Here is a 17,152-nt window from a genome sequence, read left to right as displayed (position 1 = left end):
CGGGTCACATATAGGGGCTTGTTATAGCATAACCACAGGACACGATCACCTTGCATTGTGTGCTGACCGTACTCCGAAATATGGGTATTATAAGGAACAAACAATCCACACACGTGTTTACATGGAATCTTCGATGTTAAAAATCTTTAATACAATGACGCGCCAAAAAGAGGAATTTAAACCTATCCATGCCGGGGAAGTCGGCATGTACGTGTGTGGTATTACGGTTTACGATCTCTGTCATATCGGCCATGGCCGTACCTTTGTCGCGTTCGACGTGGTGTCACGCTACCTGCGCTTCCTGGGCTACAACCTGAAGTACGTGCGCAATATCACCGACATCGACGACAAAATCATTAAACGTGCTAATGAAAATGGCGAAAGCTTTGTCGCGCTGGTGGATCGCATGATCGCCGAAATGCACAAGGATTTTGATGCCTTAAATATTCTGCGCCCGGACAGCGAGCCGCGTGCGACCCACCATATCCATGAAATCATTGATATCACTCAAAAGCTGATCGAGCGCGGTCACGCCTATGTGGCGGACAACGGTGACGTGATGTTCTCGGTACCGACGGACCCAACCTACGGTGCGCTTTCCCGCCAGGATCTGGACCAGCTCCAGGCCGGTGCGCGCGTAGACGTGGTTGACGTGAAGCGTAATCCGATGGACTTCGTGCTGTGGAAAATGTCCAAAGCGGGCGAACCGAGCTGGCCATCCCCGTGGGGCGAAGGGCGTCCGGGCTGGCACATTGAATGTTCCGCGATGAACTGCAAGCAGCTGGGCAACCATTTCGACATCCATGGCGGCGGTTCGGATCTGATGTTCCCGCACCATGAAAACGAAATCGCGCAGTCCACCTGTGCACACGGCGGCGAGTACGTGAACTACTGGATGCACTCCGGGATGGTGATGGTTGACCGCGAGAAGATGTCGAAATCGCTGGGTAACTTCTTCACCGTGCGCGACGTGCTGAAGTATTACGACGCGGAAACCGTGCGCTACTTCCTGATGTCTGGCCACTATCGCAGCCAGCTGAACTACAGCGAAGAGAACCTGAAGCAGGCTCGCGCTGCGCTGGAGCGTCTGTATACCGCCTTGCGCGGCACCGATAAATCTGTTCCGGCCGCAGGCGGTGAGGCGTTCGAGGCCCGCTTCGTTGAGGTCATGAACGACGACTTCAACACCCCGGAAGCCTACTCCGTGCTGTTCGACATGGCGCGTGAGGTGAACCGCCTGAAGTCAGAAGATATGGCGGCGGCCAATGCGCTGGCGTCTCATCTGCGTAAGCTCTCTTCCGTGCTCGGCCTGCTGGAGCAGGAGCCGGACCTGTTCCTGCAAAGCGGCGCGCAGGCGGACGACGGTGAAGTGGCGGAAATTGAAGCACTGATCAAAGCACGTCTCGAAGCGCGTCAGGCGAAAGACTGGGCGGCGGCGGATGCGGCGCGTAACCGTCTGACCGAGATGGGCATTATTCTGGAAGACGGCCCGCAGGGAACCACCTGGCGTCGTAAGTAGGTCCGTAACGCCCGGTGGCGCTAACGCTTACCGGGCCTACAAAATCACGACCGTAGGCCGGGTAAGGCGTAGCCGCCACCCGGCTTTTCTTTTACCTCCGCCTCCACCACAGCAACCCCATCAGCACCATCCCCGGCAGCCACACCCACAGCAGTTCTGAAATGATTACCTGATGCCCGTACGGCGTGGTGTAGCGTGACAGCGCAAACGGCGCGACCTTAATGACCTGCCACGGCGCAAAGAAGCGTTCATCAGACCATGGCCACAGCCAGCCGACGCCTTTCCCGCCTGTCGTTATTGAATCCAGCAGGCTGTGCGACAGCAATGACACGGTTAAAAACAGCCAGCACCGCGTCAGGCTGGCCCTGAACCAACGTCGGCCTGCCAGCACGCAGAGTATCGGCACCACCAGGGCAAACAGTAGCGAATGAGTGAAACCGCGGTGGCCGAAAATATTCCCGTAGGCGACACCGAATTTAAACGCCAGTACGTCGGCATCGGGCAGCATGGCGAGGACGATCCCGGCAAACAGCAGGCGGGGTGGGATGACTTTGGTTCCGAGCCCTAAGCCCAGACACAGAGGTACGGCAGCGTGGGTGATAATGGTAGGCATTGCATTTATCCATGGCAAATCATGGGAATATAGCAGCAGATCCGCCGCAGCAAACCTGTGCTAAATTCTGATTTTACGCCGATTCCCGCGCGATAAGCTGCCCGGAGAGGGTAATGCGCTGCGTTTGCAGATCCGGCTCTTTCAGCCTGCGGATCATCAGCCCTGCCGCCTGGCGGCCGGTCTCTTCGCTGGCAGACGAAACGTAAGTCAGTGACGGCGACGTGAGATTAACGTGGAGCATATCTTCAAAACCAATCAGCGCCACCTGCTGGGTTAAAAACACGTCTTTACCCACCGTGCGCCCCACCTGGTGAATACCTGAGATTGAACCGATCATCGCGTCCGGTGAATGGCAGAGCAGGGCGGTAATCGTGTTGTTCTTCTCCAGCAGCTGACGAGTCGCCATGGCCGCCGCCTGCGTGTCATCGGTGCAGGCGGGAGAATATTCCTCACGCCAGACCAGGCCGCTCTGCGTCATCGCGCTGCGAAAACCAAGCAGGCGCTGCTCGCGGATACGGCACCCGTCGCGCCCGCCAATGTAGGCGATGTTGCGGTGCCCGCGCTCGATAAGATAACGCGCGGCCAGGTTCGCCGCCTGGCGGTTATCGCGCATCACCAGGTTGCATTTCTCTTCCAGCAACGACTGCGAAACCGCCACAAGCGGCAGCGGGCAGTGACGAATGTGTTCCGGAAGAGAGGCGGCGCGGGTGTCCGACGCCAGGTAGATGACGCCCGCCACGCCCTGCTGCTTAAATGAGAGCAGGGTACGCTCAAGATGTTCGCCGTCGTTCAGCGGCTGACCGAGAAATACCATATAACCCTGTTTCTCCAGCTCCTGAACGATGCTCGCCATCACCTTGATGGAAAAGCTGTCGCTGAAGTCGCGCAGGATCAGGCCGATTAAGTTGGAGGTGTTGGCGCGAAGATTGGCAGCGGCGACGTTATGAACATAGCCCAGCGTTGTGATGGCGGCATTGACCTTCCCGATCGTCGCCTCTGAGATCTTCCCTTTCTGGCGCAGCACCAGCGAAACGGTAGAAACCGACACGCCCGCATGCTTTGCGACATCAATAATGCTGACTTTCTTCAAAACCGCTCCCTGAAATTTCCCAATTATCAGCCAGATAAGAGGCGTCCCCCAGCGTACAGGAGACGCCTCCTTCAGGCATCTTATTATTTGCCAATCATCGTGGACATGGTCTGGGCGATAAACTGTGCTCTGGCCCCGAAAATCACCTGTATTCCGTTATCGCCAACGAACACCACGCCGCGCGCGCCAAGCCCGTTCAGCCCGTCCCGGTCCACCGCTTCGCTCTTCGCCACTTCCAGACGCAGACGTGTGATGCAGGAGCCGACGGAATCAATGTTCTGCGCACCGCCCAGCAGGCCGATGATTTCGGTGGCAAGTTCGGAATCGGACTTGTCATTCGCGCTGGCGGTCACTTCGGTGCGGCCCGGCGTTTTCACGTCGAAGCGACGGATCACGAAGCGGAAGGTGAAGTAGTAGATCAATGCCATCGGAATGCCGATGATAATGGCGCTCAGGAAGTTGGTCTGATAGCCGTTAAACGACGGCAGGATCCCGAACGACAGGTAGTCGATAAAGCCCGCCGAGAACGACTTGGCGATGTGCGCATGCAGCAGGTACATGGTCATGTACGCCAGGCCCGCCATGATGGCGTTGAAGACGTAAAGGATCGGCGCCACGAAGATAAAGGTGAACTCTACCGGCTCGGTGATGCCCGTCAGGAAGCAGGTGAGGGCAGCGGAGAACAGAATACCGGCCGCGATTTTCTTATTCTTCGTGTGCGCTTCGTGGTACATCGCCAGACACGCCGCGGGCAGTGCGAACAGCATCAGCGGGAACTCGCCCTGCATGAATTTCCCGGCGTTCTGGTAGGTGTCGCTGCTGAAGGATTTCACTCCCTCTTCCAGCATCTTGAACCAGATGGTCTGGTCACCGTGGATCACCTGTCCCGCCTGGGTAGTGTAATCCCCGAAGGAATACCAGAAGGATGGATACCAGATATGGTGCAGGCCGAGCGGGATCAACGCGCGCTCCACCAGCCCGAAGATAAAGGTCGAGGCCGCCTGGTTATCGCCGTTCACCACCACGGACAGGGCGTCGATCCCGGACTGAATATGCTGCCAGACGTACGGCAGCAGCAGGCCGAGCAGGAACGACAGAAACGCCGTCGCAATCGCCACAAAGCGCTTGCCGGAGAAGAAGCCGAGGAACTCCGGCAGCTGCATGGTGTGGAAGCGGTTGTAACACCAGGCCGCAAGAATACCGCAGATCAGGCCGCCAAAGACGCCCATCTGCAACGTCGGAATGCCAACGACCATGGCGTATTTGCCGCCCTGAGAGGCCATTTCCGGCGTGATGCTCAGCACGGTGCTGATGGTGATGTTGGTGACAAACACGGAGACCGCCGCAGAGAGTGCGGCAATGCCGGATTCCGAAGCCAGTCCGACGGCAGAGCCGATGGCGAACAGCATCGGCAGGTTATCAAAGATAACCCCGCCGGCGTTCATCATCAGCGGCAAATGGAACTTATCGCCGAAGGCCAGCAGCAGGCCCGCAGCGGGAAGCAGTGAAATTGGCAGCATTAAGGCGCGACCAATCATCGATAACTTAGACAGCGATTTAACAAACCCTGATATCAGGCTCATGCTGATTTCCCCCGAGTAGCGCTTTTTTCACGCTGTTATTTAAGTAGAACGTTTTAGTAGAACGTTCTACTTATCGTGGGGAAAGTCTGAAAATCGCGCAACTTAATTTTCACATTTCTCCAGAGGGAATAGTGATTATTTGAAGTTGATCGATAATTAACCGTGATGGGTGTGAGGGGATTGTGAGAGAAATTGCCGGGTGGCGGCTTCGCCTTACCCGGCCTACAAACGGAGACAGTACGTAGGCCCGGTAAGCGCAGCGCCACCGGGCATCAGACAGCTCAGGCCGTCACGGTCACGCTCTGTCCTGCAAAGCTCACGGTCTGACCCGCGACAATTTTGCAGCGCTTGCGGGTTTCCACCGCGCCGTCTACTTTTACCTGCCCGTCGGCGATGACGATCTTCGCTTGCGCGCCGCTTTCGCTCCAGCCTTCCAGCTTCAGCAGATCGCACAGCTCAACGTGCGGGTGTTTACCCAAAGAAAAAGTTGCCATGATTACGCGTCCTCTACGTCGTGATACTCCTCGCACGCCTGCAAGGTATTCTGAATCAGTGTTGCTACCGTCATCGGGCCTACGCCGCCCGGGACCGGAGTAATATAGGATGCGCGCGCTGCGGCATCTTCATACACCACGTCGCCGACCACTTTGCCGTTTTCCAGACGGTTAATACCCACGTCCACGACGATTGCGCCCTCTTTGATCCACTCGCCCGGAATAAAGCCCGGCTTGCCGACCGCAACGATCAGCAGATCGGCGTTTTCGACGTGGTGACGCAGGTTTTTAGTGAAGCGGTGGGTAACGGTGGTGGTACAGCCCGCCAGCAGCAGCTCCATGCTCATCGGGCGGCCCACGATGTTGGAGGCGCCAATCACCACGGCGTTGAGGCCATAGGTATCGATGTTATAACGCTCCAGCAGCGTCACGATGCCGCGCGGGGTGCACGGACGCAGGCGCGGCGCGCGCTGGCACAGGCGGCCCACGTTATACGGATGGAAACCGTCAACGTCTTTGTCCGGCGCGATGCGCTCCAGCACCTTCACGTTGTCAATGCCCGCAGGCAGCGGCAGCTGAACCAGGATGCCGTCGATCTCTTTATCGGCATTCAGAGTGTCGATCAGTTCCAGCAGTTCCGCTTCGCTGGTGGTTTCCGGCAGATCGTAAGAGCGGGAGACGAACCCCACCTCTTCACACGCTTTGCGTTTGCTGCCGACATAAATTTGCGAAGCCGGGTTGCTGCCAACCAGCACAACGGCCAGCCCGGGGGCGCGAAATCCGGCGGCTTTACGCGCCTTCACTTTTTCCGCAACCTCAGAGCGCACCTGCTGCGCAATCGTTTTACCGTCAATAATCTTTGCTGCCATCAGAGAGAAGATTCCGTCTGTAACGTTAGAAAGGAGGGATTGCCTGTATTTTGTCAGAAGCGAGCGCCGCTGTCAGTCACCCTTTACGAGATTTCATCGATGTCCCGCAAAATCCCTTCTCAGGGCATGGTCAATTTCTTAGAGGTGATTAGGATGTGACCTGGCAAAATGGCAGCGTTTTGACATATTACAAAATAAATTCCTGAGCTACTTTGTCCTCTCCGAAATAAGCCTTCAATTTTTTAATTGATCGTATTTCTTATTCCCGAATATGCGCGGGAAGGGTTATTTACATTTTAAAGGAATAGACATGAAACTCAGCAACATTGCTTCTACTGTTATTGCAACTCTGGCCCTGGTCGCGGGTGCCGCTCACGCAGAAGATACTACCACGCCTGTATCTGTAAACGGTGGTACGGTGCATTTTAAAGGTGAATTAGTGAATGCCGCGTGTTCAGTGAATACTGACTCTTCAGAGCAGACGGTTAATCTTGGCCAGTACCGTACCGCGAAATTCACTAAAGTAGGTGACACCACCTCCAATATTCCGTTCACCATCGAACTGAACGACTGCGATCCTGCGGTAGCGAAAACCGCTGCTGTCGCGTTTACCGGCCAGATCGACGCCACCGACAAAACGCTGCTGGCGGTAAGCTCCGGTAATAACGACAACTCCGCGAAGGGCGTGGGTATTGAGATCCTCGACAGCAAATCCTCCACGCTGACTCCGGACGGCGCCACCTTCTCTGCGGCGCAGAACCTGATTGAAGGGACTAACACCCTGAACTTCACCGCGCGCTATAAAGCCACGGCGGCGACCACCGAGCCAGGCCAGGCAAACGCGGACGCAACATTCGTAATGAAATACGAGTAATGCCTGAGTACAGGGATGTGGCTGGCCTCAGGGAAGAGGTCTTTTGATCGCCTATACCGGGAGCGAAGGATGACAAGGACTGGGATACTGCTGTGTGCCCTTGCGATTGCCTCAGCGGTAAACGCACATACCGTGGTCATAGACGGCGGCAAAGTACACCTCAGGGGAGAGCTGGTGAACGGCGGCTGCGCCGTGGCCCCGGACAGCCAGAATATGCGCGTGGATATGGGGCAATACCGCACAAACGCCTTTTCCGGCGTCGGCAGCTTTTCCACGGTTAATGTGCCTTTCACCGTACGTCTGCTGGATTGCAGCGTGGACGTCTCCCGCATCGTGGGGATCCAGTTCCAGGGAGTGACACCGGCAGAAGATCCGCAGGTTTTCCTGGCGACATCGCGGCCGGGGGAAAATGCGGTCAGCAGCGGTGTCGGGCTGGCGCTTTTTGACGAACAGCAACGTCAGATCATCCCGAACGCGACGGCGGTGAGCTGGTTACCCATTGACACCCGCGAGCTGGTATTTCATTTCAGCGCCCGCTACCGGGCAATTTCCGAACACCTTGTACCAGGCACTATTCAGTCGAATGTCTGGTTTACGTTGATTTATCCCTGACGCCTGCGAACTAATTATTAAAGGTACGGTTGTGATGAACACCCTGATTAAACCTGGACTGTTTTTAGCTTTTATTTTGATGATGGTTTCTGCCAGCGCGAATGCGTCCGGCGGGATTGCGCTGGGCGCGACGCGCGTTATTTATCCGGCCGATGCCAAACAAACGTCGCTGGCGATCACCAACAGCAATAAACAAGAGCGCTATTTAATTAACGCGTGGATAGAAAATGCCAACGGGCAAAAGGAAAAAACCTTTGCCGTCACGCCGCCGCTGTTTGTCAGCGAGCCGGCCAGCGAAAACACCCTGCGCATTATCTACGCAGGCCCGGCGCTGCCTGCCGATCGCGAATCGCTCTTTTACATGAACGTCAAAGCGATTCCCTCCGTCAGCAAAAAACATCAGGACGGCAACAACGTCCTGCAACTGGCTATTCTGTCACGTATCAAGCTGTTTGTTCGCCCGGCTAACCTGGCGATGCCGCCGGAAGAGGCGCTCTCACAGCTGCGCTTTGAGCGCGTCGGCAACCATCTTAAGGTGAGCAATGCCTCGCCGTATTACGTCACGCTGGTCAATCTGAAGCTCGGCGGTCAGACGCTGGATAACCTGATGGTTGCCCCTAAAAGCTCGGCACAGCAGGTGCTGCCTGCCGCTGCGAGCGGCACGCTCTCCTGGCAGAGTGTGAATGACTATGGCGCCATTACGCCGGCGCGTAGCGTCAGCCTGTGAGCAGAGACAGGGCGATGAACACTCAATGGCGTTACTGCCCGGTTGCGCTGGCACTGATGGCAACGCTCTGGCCACTCGCTGGCTGGGGCGAAAGCTACTTTAACCCGGCGTTTCTCTCCGATGACACGGCGAACGTGGCGGATTTGTCGCGTTTCGAAAAAGGCCACCAGCAGGCACCGGGCGTCTATCGCGTCGATATCTGGCGTAACGATGAGTTTATCGGCACGCAGGACGTGCGGTTTGAGCAAGCTGACAACACGCCGCCGGTCGCGGGCGGTTTGTCGCCGTGCATTACGCGCGCGATGCTCGATCGCTTTGGCGTCAATATCGCCGCCTTCCCGGAACTGAGCAACGTGCAGGGCGATACCTGCGTTCCGCTCACCACGGCTATTCCGGGCAGCGAAACGGCGTTCAACTTCGCCTCGTTGCGCCTGAACGTCAGCCTGCCTCAGGTGGCGATGCAAAACAGCGCCCGCGGGTATATTCCGCCTGAACAGTGGGATGAAGGCATCCCCGCCGCGCTGCTGAACTACAGCTTTACCGGCAACCGGGGCAGCGACGACGACAGCTACTATCTGAACCTGCAAAGCGGGTTGAACTATGGCGCCTGGCGATTACGCAATAACGGCGCGTGGCGTTATACCGAAAGCAACGGCCAGCGGCACAGCAGCTGGCAAAATATTGGTACCTGGGCGCAGCGTACGATCATCCCGCTGAAAAGCGAGCTGGTGCTTGGCGACAGCAACACCGGTAACGATGTCTTCGACAGCGTTGGTTTTCGCGGTGGTCGCCTCTATTCGTCCGACAGTATGTACCCGGACAGCCTGCAAGGTTACGCGCCTACCGTGCGCGGAATCGCCCGCACCCCTGCCAAAGTAGTGATCCGCCAGAACGGATACGTGATTTACCAGAGCTATGTGCAGCCGGGGGCTTTTGCGATAACTGATCTTAACCCGACCTCCTCAAGCGGTGACCTGGAGGTGACGGTGGAAGAGAAGGACGGCAGCCAGCAGCGCTACACCGTCCCGTATTCCACCGTTCCGCTGCTCCAGCGTGAAGGACGCTGGAAATACGATCTGGTGGCAGGGGACTATCGCAGCGGCAACAGCGAGCAGGACACGCCGTTCTTTACTCAGGGTACGATGATTGCGGGTCTTGCCGACAGCTACACGCTGTACGGCGGAACGCAGCTGGCCTCGCGCTATACCGCCATCGCCATTGGCGCGGGTAAAAACCTCGGTGACTGGGGGGCGGTTTCACTTGATCTCACCCATGCCCGCAGCCAGCTTGCCGATGACAGCCGCCATGAAGGGCAGTCCCTGCGGTTCCTGTACGCAAAATCCCTTAACGGATTCGGCACCAACTTCCAGCTGCTGGGCTATCGCTACTCGACCAAAGGCTTCTACACCCTCGACGATGTGGCCTGGCGCACAATGGAAGGCTACCAGTATGGCGACGATCAGGACGATGACGGCGTGCCGGACGTGCAGAGCTATCACAACCTGACGCTGAATAAAAAAGGGCGTTTCCAGCTCAATATCTCCCAGTCTCTCGGCGATTACGGCTCGGTGTACGTGTCGGGCAGCCAGCAGAGTTACTGGGGCACCAGCGAATCCAACGTCTGGTATCAGCTTGGCTACGCGGGCGGGGTGAAAGGGGTCAGCTACGCCTTATCCTGGTCGTGGAACAAGGCCGTCGGCATTGACGGAACCGACCGGATCGCCTCGTTCAACGTCTCCGTCCCGTTCAGCCTGTTCACCCGTCACGGCTACCGTCGCGATAACGCGATCGACCGGGCCTATGCCACAGCCTCTGCCAGCCGTAACAGCGACGGTGATACCAGCTGGCAGACCGGGATCAGCGGAACGCTGCTCCAGGATCGTAACCTGAACTACAGCGTCACGCAGGGTCACACCAGCAATAACGGTGCCAGCGGCAGCGCCAGCGCTAACTGGCAGGCGACGTACGGCACGCTGGGCGTGGGCTACAACTACGCCCGGGATCAGCACGACCTCAACTGGCAGCTCTCCGGCGGCGTGGTAGGGCATTCAGACGGCATCACATTCAGTCAGCCGCTGGGCGATACCAACGTCTTGATCAAAGCGCCGGGCGCGTCAGGCGTGAGCGTCGAAAACCAGACCGGCGTCAAAACAGACTGGCGTGGCTATGCGGTGATGCCGTACGCCACGGTGTACCGTTACAACCGCGTGGCGCTCGACACCAACACTATGAGCAACAACACCGACATTGAAAATAACGTTTCCAGCGTCGTGCCGACGAACGGTGCGCTGGTGCGCGCCAGTTTTGACACCCGCATCGGCGTGCGTGCGCTGCTCACCGTGAAGCGTGATAACCAGCCTGTACCGTTTGGGGCGGTGGTGCGTGAGACGCAGAGCGGCGTAACCAGCATGGTGGGAGATGACGGTCAGATTTACCTGAGCGGGCTGCCGCTGAGCGGAGAACTGCTGATTCAGTGGGGAGACGGGAAACAGTCCCAGTGTCGTGCGCCCTACAGCCTGCCAGAACAAAGCCTGCAACAGGCGATCACACTTAAGGGGATCCGCTGTGAATAAAATCCATTATCTGGGGCTATCCCTGCTGGCGTTTTTTCCGCTATCTGAGGCCTTCGCCACGGTCTGCGTCAATGAAAATGGCGTGCCGACGGAGGTGTATTACGACCTGACGGATAAATTTAACAGCTCCAATAACCAGGTGGGGCAGATTGTCACGCTCAGCGAGAAGTCCCAGTGGGTGGGCGTCAACGCCGTCTGCCCTAAGGGAACGTCCGGGAACACCACCAAGCGCAGCTATGTTACCGATTTCCCTGTTACGGGCACCAGCGATGGCTACCAATATCTGAAGCTAAACGACTATCTGGACGGGGCGATGAAAATTACCGACAGCTACGCTGGCACGTTTTATCCGCCCAAAAGCTACATTCAGATGGGGAGCCACCCGAATGTGTCTAAAAACAAACCGTTTGGCGTACAGGATTCCAGCCTCGTCTTCCGGCTTAAAGTGACCCGACGCTTTATCAATATGGTGGTGATCCCCCGGGCGACCATGTTCCGGGTTTACGTCACCACGACCTCCTCGGATCCGCTCACCACGCCGGTTTATACCATCAGCTACAGCGGGACTATTCAGGTGCCTCAGAGCTGTGAAATCAATGCCGGGAATGTGGTGGAGTTCGATTTCGGAGACATCGGCGCCTCCCTGTTCAGTAAAGCAGGCATCGGGAATAAGCCGGAGGGGATCTCAGCGCAAAGCAAAACCATCGCCATCAAATGCACCAACGTCGAGGCGAACGCCATGCTCACGATGCGTGTTGAAGCGGAGAAGGTTTCAGGCAGTGCGCTGGTTTCCGATAACGCGGATGTGGGTTTTGTGATTGCCAACAGTAATGGCGTGCCGCTGACGCCCAACAACCTGACCAGCAAAATCCCGTTCCGTCTGGACGACAGCGCTCAGGCGCAGGTGGGGATCCGCGCGTGGCCCGTCAGCGTAACCGGTAAAAAACCTGCCGAGGGGCGTTTTACCTCTCGCGGCTATTTACGCGTCGATTACGACTAAGGAACAGGTATGCGAAACGGAATGCGGTATTTAGCCGTCGCTCTCTTTGCGCTTTGCTCCCCTGCACACGCAGAGACGGCGCTTGGGGAAATTAACATTCAGCTCTACGGCAATATCGTGGATTTTACCTGCGTGGCGGAGGGGGACGACAGCAATAAAACCGTCACGCTCGGCACCTGGCCCACGAAACAGCTTCGCACAACGGGGAGCCGGACGCAGCCTGTACCGTTCACCCTGAAGCTGACCGGATGTCCGCCGGGGGCGGCTTCGGTCACATTTACGGGGAAGATGGACGGGCATGATAACAGCCTGCTGGCGCTGAATGATGCCAGCGCGGCCAGCAACGTGGCCGTGGAGATCCTCGACCGGGATAAAACGCGCCTCGCGTTGCAGCAGACCAGCCAGACGGTGGCGGTAGATGCGCAGGGAAATGCCGAACTGTCGTTTTATGCCAATTATATCGCCACGGCGGATAACCCGCAGCCGGGACGGGCTGACGCCGATGCAACTTTCATGATTAATTATAATTAATCGTATCCACTCTCCCTGTAACGGTTATATGTTGCAGGGAGAGGGTAGGATTATAGTAATTCGTGCGCTTTCGCGTAATCAATTAATTCAACGATACTTTGCACGCCCAGCTTGGAAAAGATATTAGACTTATGGGCGCTAATTGTTTTGTTGCTAAGTAATAATTGATCCGCAATCTCCTTATTAGATAATCCGTTCGCCAGATATCGCAGAACCGTCACTTCACGATTCGATAATGGCATATCCACGGCGGCGCCCGTCCGCGAGCCCAGATGGTTTATAAAACTCAATGTTTCTGAGGGGAAGAAGGAATAGCCCGTCAGGATCATTTCCACCGCGTTATAAATTTCCCCCAGATCTTTTCGCTTACTGACAAAACCATTTGCCCCGGCGCGGATGGCGCGTCCTGCGTAGAAGGCTTCAGATTTCGAAGAGAGGAAAAGAACCTTAATGTCTTTATTTAAGTTCCTGATTCTTTTCAGTAATACGAACCCATCCGTGCCCGTCATTTCAATATCGAGAATGACCAGGTCAATGGGGTGGTTGCGTATACAGTCAAGCACCTCGTGGCTGTCGCCTGACTTCAGTTTGACCTGGATGTTTTTATTTTTCTGTAGCAGGACTTCTATCGACATTCTGACGATAGGGTGTTCGTCCATAATGATAACGGATGCCGGTTTCATTTTTTATGCCTCAGATTGTTAAAAGCGTTATGCTGAGTTTTGTTAAAACTCTCGAAAAGCCGGAAGGATAATTGCGCAGATCCTTGTACGGTAAATGTCCCTGGGAAGAGCGAAAGCATCCTTGTTTACGTAGTGGTGATATCAATGCCTCAGCGCAGTTATCTCATAAGGCTGGTTATGGCAAAATGATTTTTCTTATTCGCGTGTCAAACACGTCTTATTATACCGTTTAAGTATTGTCCGAAAAGCCTGTAAATTAATATCCATATATTGCTGATTATTATGTTCTGGATCTGAATCACTAACTTTTTAAAATTAGCAAAAATGTCCTGATATTGCATTTACCACACACTTTCATCTTTATGTAATAACAAAAAATAAACGATTTTACTGTATGTTAAATGAATGTTAACAGCGAGCAGGCTGTGACAACCAGCATCCCGCCTGCCTGCCATCCCTGAAATCCGCCATTTCGTGCGTCATCTCTCCGTTTCAAACGCCTCCTGGCAAATTGCCGTTCCCAACAACAGAACAGTACTATCTGCTGTTTTCTTCACCTCTCATCGCATTCTTTTACAGGTGAATCGCTTGTTTTTACACCATTATCATCCTGTTAACTGAAGCGCCAGAACCTTAACGCATGGATAAAATCACTCTCGTTGAGCGTACCGGCAGCATTTCGCATGGTTTAAGACCTGGAATTAGGAATAGTTATAAAATCGAAAGTTTTGTTAAAAAACACAAAAATTTAACATATATCCTAAGTAATTTCCTAAAGGTCTTTAGGAATTAAGAAGTTACTGAATACGTTAATACGTGAAATCTGAGAGGTTGTTGAGAAGATGTAGCAACTCATGACGATGATTCAGCCCAAGTTTCGCCAGGATGCAGCTGAGACGGTAAATAATGCGGCTGTAGGGGCGGTTTTGTAACTGCGCGATCTGCCGCAAGGAGCTCCCCTGCGACAGCGCCTGTAAGATCGGCCATTCATCCCGTGAAAACCACTCTTTGCGGTTGCCGGCGGGTGACGGTGCTTCCAGCAAGGTTTGTTGCATAGCCAGCGCCGTTAGCTGGCGTTCAAGCACATGAAAAGGGCCAGCCGCTTTACAAAACAGGCGAGCATCATAATCATCGGCGCGGACGAGCAGGTAGGGTGTCAGGTAGGGGGCGAACAGGCTGTGGCGGCGTAATCGGTCCAGCAGGTCGATGAGCGGCGAGGCGCGGCTCTCAATGTCTATTACCAGACGCGATGAAGGCCAGTGATTTAAATCACTGAGGGCGGCTTCCAGCGTGGAATAGTCGCAGCAATTGCTCAGGGGCGACTGCCCGCTCAGTAAACCGGAACGGAAAAAATTATCCTGTGTGACCAGAATGATAAAGGGAGCATCGGTTTTGCGGGTCTGGTTGATTGACTGGCTCAAATATTCGAGACGATCAAAAAATGGGAGAGCAAAAGGCGAGTGCGTAGAACCCAGTGAATCACTTCCTGTCCGACGACGCCGGTAACGGCGCACTGTCATTCGCATAGCTTCCCTCTTGGCGATGACCGTTCAGTCCTCCTGCCATCTCCAGGATGGCCAATAATATCCCTGACCGAAGCGCGCGCCAGCATGAAGCGCGCAAGTACGGTCCCGTTCTGTTTCAATGCCTTCAATAAGCACATTCGCAGCGATTTTTGAACAAAGGGTGACCAGCTGTGTCAGCGCCGGCGTTTCACGTAAACGCCAGAAAGCGATCTTATCGATTTTTATTCCGCTTAATGGCAGGCGGCAGGATAAAAATGCTTGTCCTGACGCTTCATCAATATCATCCAGCCAGATCCGGTGTCCTCGCGCGGTCAACTGCTGAAGCGCACAACTCACCCTCAGACGCGCCGGGTCTGAGAGTGTAAAGAACGAGGCAGGCTCCACGAGTTCAATGTTCAGCGGTGGGCTGTTAAGTTGCAGTAAACGCTGAAACATTTCCGGTATGGTCAGAACGGTTATCGGCAAATTTATGAAAAGGTTGTCACAGGGGAAGGGGTTTTTTAACGCGGCGATCTGTGCTTCCAGCAGCATAAGCGCCCGGGCGGCGGACCAGTCCTGGAAAAAGCTTTCGTTTTGCTGATGCGGCGACAGCACGCTGAGCACTTCGGCCCCCACCGTGCGCGAAGATGAGAGGGCGACAATGGGTTCAAGCTTAATGCCTGTAATATCGTGTGAGATGTGCTGCACGCACGAGGGAAAACCTGTCTGGTCTGGCGCTGTCACTCCGTCGTCCTGTTCACTTCCAGCCTCCAGGCGGCCGGGTTACCGCTGGACAGTGTGAAGGTGAAGTAAACAGGAAAACAGCAGGCGTTACTTAAAAGCGGCTAAGCCTTTTCGCAGCCCGTAAAAGAGGGATAAATGTTGAAAAAACAGCCGTATTTACAATCAGCTAGTCATTATCGCCAGAGAAGGCGGAAAAGGCATTGACTCACTACGCATTGACCGTATAATTCCAGGCGTTTCACCACCGCGAAGTACACTCTTCTCCGTGCGCCCTTAGCTCAGTTGGATAGAGCAACGGCCTTCTAAGCCGTAGGTCGTAGGTTCGAATCCTACAGGGCGTGCCATTTAAAAACAGGCGCTTACGCCAGTTTCAAGCCAGCCTGATTTTCTCCTTGTGTCGTATTTGTGTCATGGTTGCCAAAAATGGCATCAATTTTCCGTGCGTGTTCGCTTAAGTGGTTCGGTGCCAGGTGAGCGTATCGACGTACCATTTCGATGGACTCCCAGCCGCCCATTTCTTGCAGAACGGACAACGGCACGCCGGACTGAATTAACCAGCTCGCCCAGGTATGCCGGAGGTCGTGAAAACGGAAGTCCTCTATACCCGCTCTTTCTAGTCCAATGCGCCAGGCGACATTGTCATCCACTCGCATTTTGCGGACAGCCGGAGTGACGGTTTTATCCGGGCGCGTTGATGGCTTCGTGTGAACGAATACCCACCTGGAACTTTTCCCGATCTGATCCCTTAACACCCTGCATGCGGTATCATTCAGAGCCACGCCGATAGCCTTGCCCGCCTTCGCGTTCTCCGGATTTACCCATGCAACCTTTCTCTGCATATCGACCTGCTGCCACTCCAGATCAATGATGTTGGAGCGGCGCAGGCCGGTTGCCAGTGCAAATATCACCACCGGCTTTATCGACTCCGGCATGCAGGAGATAAGCCGTTCTGCCTCGTCCCTGGTCAGCCATCGGATGCGTTTGCTGATCGGCTTTTTCGTTTTTATAACCGGGGCCGTTTTAATCCAGCCCCAGTCATTAGCCGCAGCCTTGAACAGAGATCGCATGAAAGAAAGGTGCTGACTCTTTGTGGCCTGGCTTACCGGTTTCTCAACATACGGAGGCGGTTCCTTCCCCCGGCGTATAGCCGCGTCCCTGCGCGACTCCCAGACCTGAATATGCTTACGGTTGACCATCTTCGAAACAGCCTCATGAACCTGATCAGCTGTGATGGTTGAAATATCCCGGCCGGAGAAATGCCGCAGGAAGTATTCGATTTTGGTCTTATCGTCATCGAGTGACCGCTTATGCTCCTTCTCACGGATCCACCTGATGCAACATTCCTCAAACGTCCTCGTCGGCAGTTCCCCGATTTTATCAACCCGCCACGCTTCTGCCTTCAGCTTGTCGTGCAGCTCCTGCGCTTGTTTCTTGTCCCCCGTACCAAGAGATCGTCTAATTCTTTTCCCTGACGGCGTAACGAAATGACAGTGCCAGACGCCGCCTCTGAGGGTGATTGACATAAAATTTCTCCTTTATGTTCACCCGCGCTCGCGGAAACAGGATCGCGCGGGTCATGTAAATACGCAATACAGGCGACGTCGGTCGTTCGGTATTTGTTCCCGATTTTCTTCCCGGCCAGCTGCCCCGAGTCGATAAGACGGTAGACAGTTCTCGGTGAGACTTTCAGGAGTTTCGCTGCCTTTTGCGCAGTGAGTGGCTCTGCTGTAACCAT

At 55.1% G+C, this 17,152-nt stretch carries 17 protein-coding genes and 1 tRNA gene; 8 read left to right on the top strand and 10 right to left on the bottom strand.

The annotated features are described in order from the left end of the window. The first annotated feature begins 133 nt into the window (after positions 1-133). Entirely contained in the window at positions 134-1,519 is a 1,386-nt protein-coding gene (cysS, locus tag O1722_RS17670; protein ID WP_017383232.1) for a cysteine--tRNA ligase, read from the top strand. 91 nt (positions 1,520-1,610) lie between these two features. Here the strand turns inward: cysS and O1722_RS17665 are convergent, their stop codons facing one another. The 5 genes from O1722_RS17665 to folD form a co-directional block, all read right to left on the bottom strand. Next, on the bottom strand, positions 1,611-2,132 hold the full coding sequence (locus O1722_RS17665; protein ID WP_032647481.1) for a metal-dependent hydrolase: 522 nt from the start codon (positions 2,130-2,132) through the stop codon (positions 1,611-1,613). A gap of 73 nt (positions 2,133-2,205) precedes the next feature. Continuing rightward, on the bottom strand, positions 2,206-3,222 hold the full coding sequence (gene malI, locus O1722_RS17660) for a Mal regulon transcriptional regulator MalI (RefSeq protein WP_023303216.1): 1,017 nt from the start codon (positions 3,220-3,222) through the stop codon (positions 2,206-2,208). 83 nt (positions 3,223-3,305) lie between these two features. Beyond that, entirely contained in the window at positions 3,306-4,805 is a 1,500-nt protein-coding gene (locus O1722_RS17655) for a PTS transporter subunit EIIC (RefSeq protein ID WP_003858916.1), read from the bottom strand. Positions 4,806-5,086: 281 nt separating this feature from the next. Continuing rightward, positions 5,087-5,299, bottom strand: coding sequence for a ribosome-associated protein YbcJ (gene ybcJ, locus O1722_RS17650; protein WP_017694378.1), 213 nt, complete (start codon positions 5,297-5,299; stop codon positions 5,087-5,089). A 2-nt stretch (positions 5,300-5,301) separates the two neighbouring features. Further along, entirely contained in the window at positions 5,302-6,168 is an 867-nt protein-coding gene (folD, locus tag O1722_RS17645; protein ID WP_006809817.1) for a bifunctional methylenetetrahydrofolate dehydrogenase/methenyltetrahydrofolate cyclohydrolase FolD, read from the bottom strand. Positions 6,169-6,478: 310 nt separating this feature from the next. Here folD and fimA point away from each other — a divergent pair, with 310 nt between their 5' ends. The 6 genes from fimA (at position 6,479) to sfmF (ending at position 12,485) form a co-directional block, all read left to right on the top strand. Continuing rightward, positions 6,479-7,042, top strand: a complete 564-nt coding sequence (gene fimA, locus O1722_RS17640; protein WP_015571223.1) for a type 1 fimbrial major subunit FimA — start codon at positions 6,479-6,481, stop codon at positions 7,040-7,042. Between the two features lie 69 nt (positions 7,043-7,111). Continuing rightward, positions 7,112-7,654 (top strand): type 1 fimbrial protein subunit FimI, encoded by a 543-nt coding sequence (fimI, locus tag O1722_RS17635; protein ID WP_033486633.1) that lies wholly within the window; start codon positions 7,112-7,114, stop codon positions 7,652-7,654. 34 nt (positions 7,655-7,688) lie between these two features. Beyond that, positions 7,689-8,381, top strand: a complete 693-nt coding sequence (fimC, locus tag O1722_RS17630; protein WP_015571222.1) for a type 1 fimbria chaperone FimC — start codon at positions 7,689-7,691, stop codon at positions 8,379-8,381. 14 nt (positions 8,382-8,395) lie between these two features. Then, positions 8,396-10,954 carry a fimbrial biogenesis usher protein gene (locus tag O1722_RS17625; RefSeq protein ID WP_033486631.1) on the top strand — a complete coding sequence of 853 codons (2,559 nt, stop codon included), beginning with the start codon at positions 8,396-8,398 and terminating at the stop codon, positions 10,952-10,954. Beyond that, the gene (fimH, locus tag O1722_RS17620) at positions 10,947-11,954 is read left to right on the top strand and encodes a type 1 fimbria D-mannose specific adhesin FimH (protein WP_032670441.1); all 1,008 of its coding nucleotides are present in this window, start codon (positions 10,947-10,949) and stop codon (positions 11,952-11,954) included. Before O1722_RS17625 ends, fimH begins: the two co-directional genes overlap by 8 nt. A 9-nt stretch (positions 11,955-11,963) precedes the next feature. Then, the gene (gene sfmF / locus O1722_RS17615; protein ID WP_017383239.1) at positions 11,964-12,485 is read left to right on the top strand and encodes a fimbria assembly protein; all 522 of its coding nucleotides are present in this window, start codon (positions 11,964-11,966) and stop codon (positions 12,483-12,485) included. 50 nt (positions 12,486-12,535) lie between these two features. On the opposite strand, the gene fimZ is transcribed toward sfmF, so the two are convergent. From fimZ to O1722_RS17600, 3 genes are all read right to left on the bottom strand, one after another. Continuing rightward, positions 12,536-13,168, bottom strand: coding sequence for a fimbria biosynthesis transcriptional regulator FimZ (gene fimZ, locus O1722_RS17610; RefSeq protein ID WP_003858901.1), 633 nt, complete (start codon positions 13,166-13,168; stop codon positions 12,536-12,538). 809 nt (positions 13,169-13,977) lie between these two features. Then, the gene (locus O1722_RS17605; protein WP_017383240.1) at positions 13,978-14,694 is read right to left on the bottom strand and encodes a helix-turn-helix transcriptional regulator; all 717 of its coding nucleotides are present in this window, start codon (positions 14,692-14,694) and stop codon (positions 13,978-13,980) included. Between the two features lie 24 nt (positions 14,695-14,718). After that, positions 14,719-15,381: an EAL domain-containing protein gene (locus O1722_RS17600; RefSeq protein ID WP_033486630.1), complete on the bottom strand. Its 663-nt coding sequence runs from the start codon at positions 15,379-15,381 to the stop codon at positions 14,719-14,721. Between the two features lie 303 nt (positions 15,382-15,684). Here O1722_RS17600 and O1722_RS17595 point away from each other — a divergent pair. Next, positions 15,685-15,761: transfer RNA gene (locus tag O1722_RS17595), tRNA-Arg, on the top strand. Between the two features lie 15 nt (positions 15,762-15,776). Here O1722_RS17595 and O1722_RS17590 read toward each other — a convergent pair. Both O1722_RS17590 and O1722_RS17585 read right to left on the bottom strand, forming a co-directional pair. Then, positions 15,777-16,934 (bottom strand): tyrosine-type recombinase/integrase, encoded by a 1,158-nt coding sequence (locus tag O1722_RS17590; protein ID WP_226879358.1) that lies wholly within the window; start codon positions 16,932-16,934, stop codon positions 15,777-15,779. Continuing rightward, the gene (locus O1722_RS17585; RefSeq protein WP_071888795.1) at positions 16,817-17,152 is read right to left on the bottom strand and encodes a helix-turn-helix domain-containing protein; all 336 of its coding nucleotides are present in this window, start codon (positions 17,150-17,152) and stop codon (positions 16,817-16,819) included. The genes O1722_RS17590 and O1722_RS17585 overlap by 118 nt, the downstream gene beginning before the upstream one ends.

This window comes from Enterobacter cloacae complex sp. HYC003_NIDB, assembly GCF_056673375.1.
The sequence above is the reverse complement of the archived record's forward strand: the minus strand, read 5'-3'. Positions and strand labels throughout refer to the sequence as shown.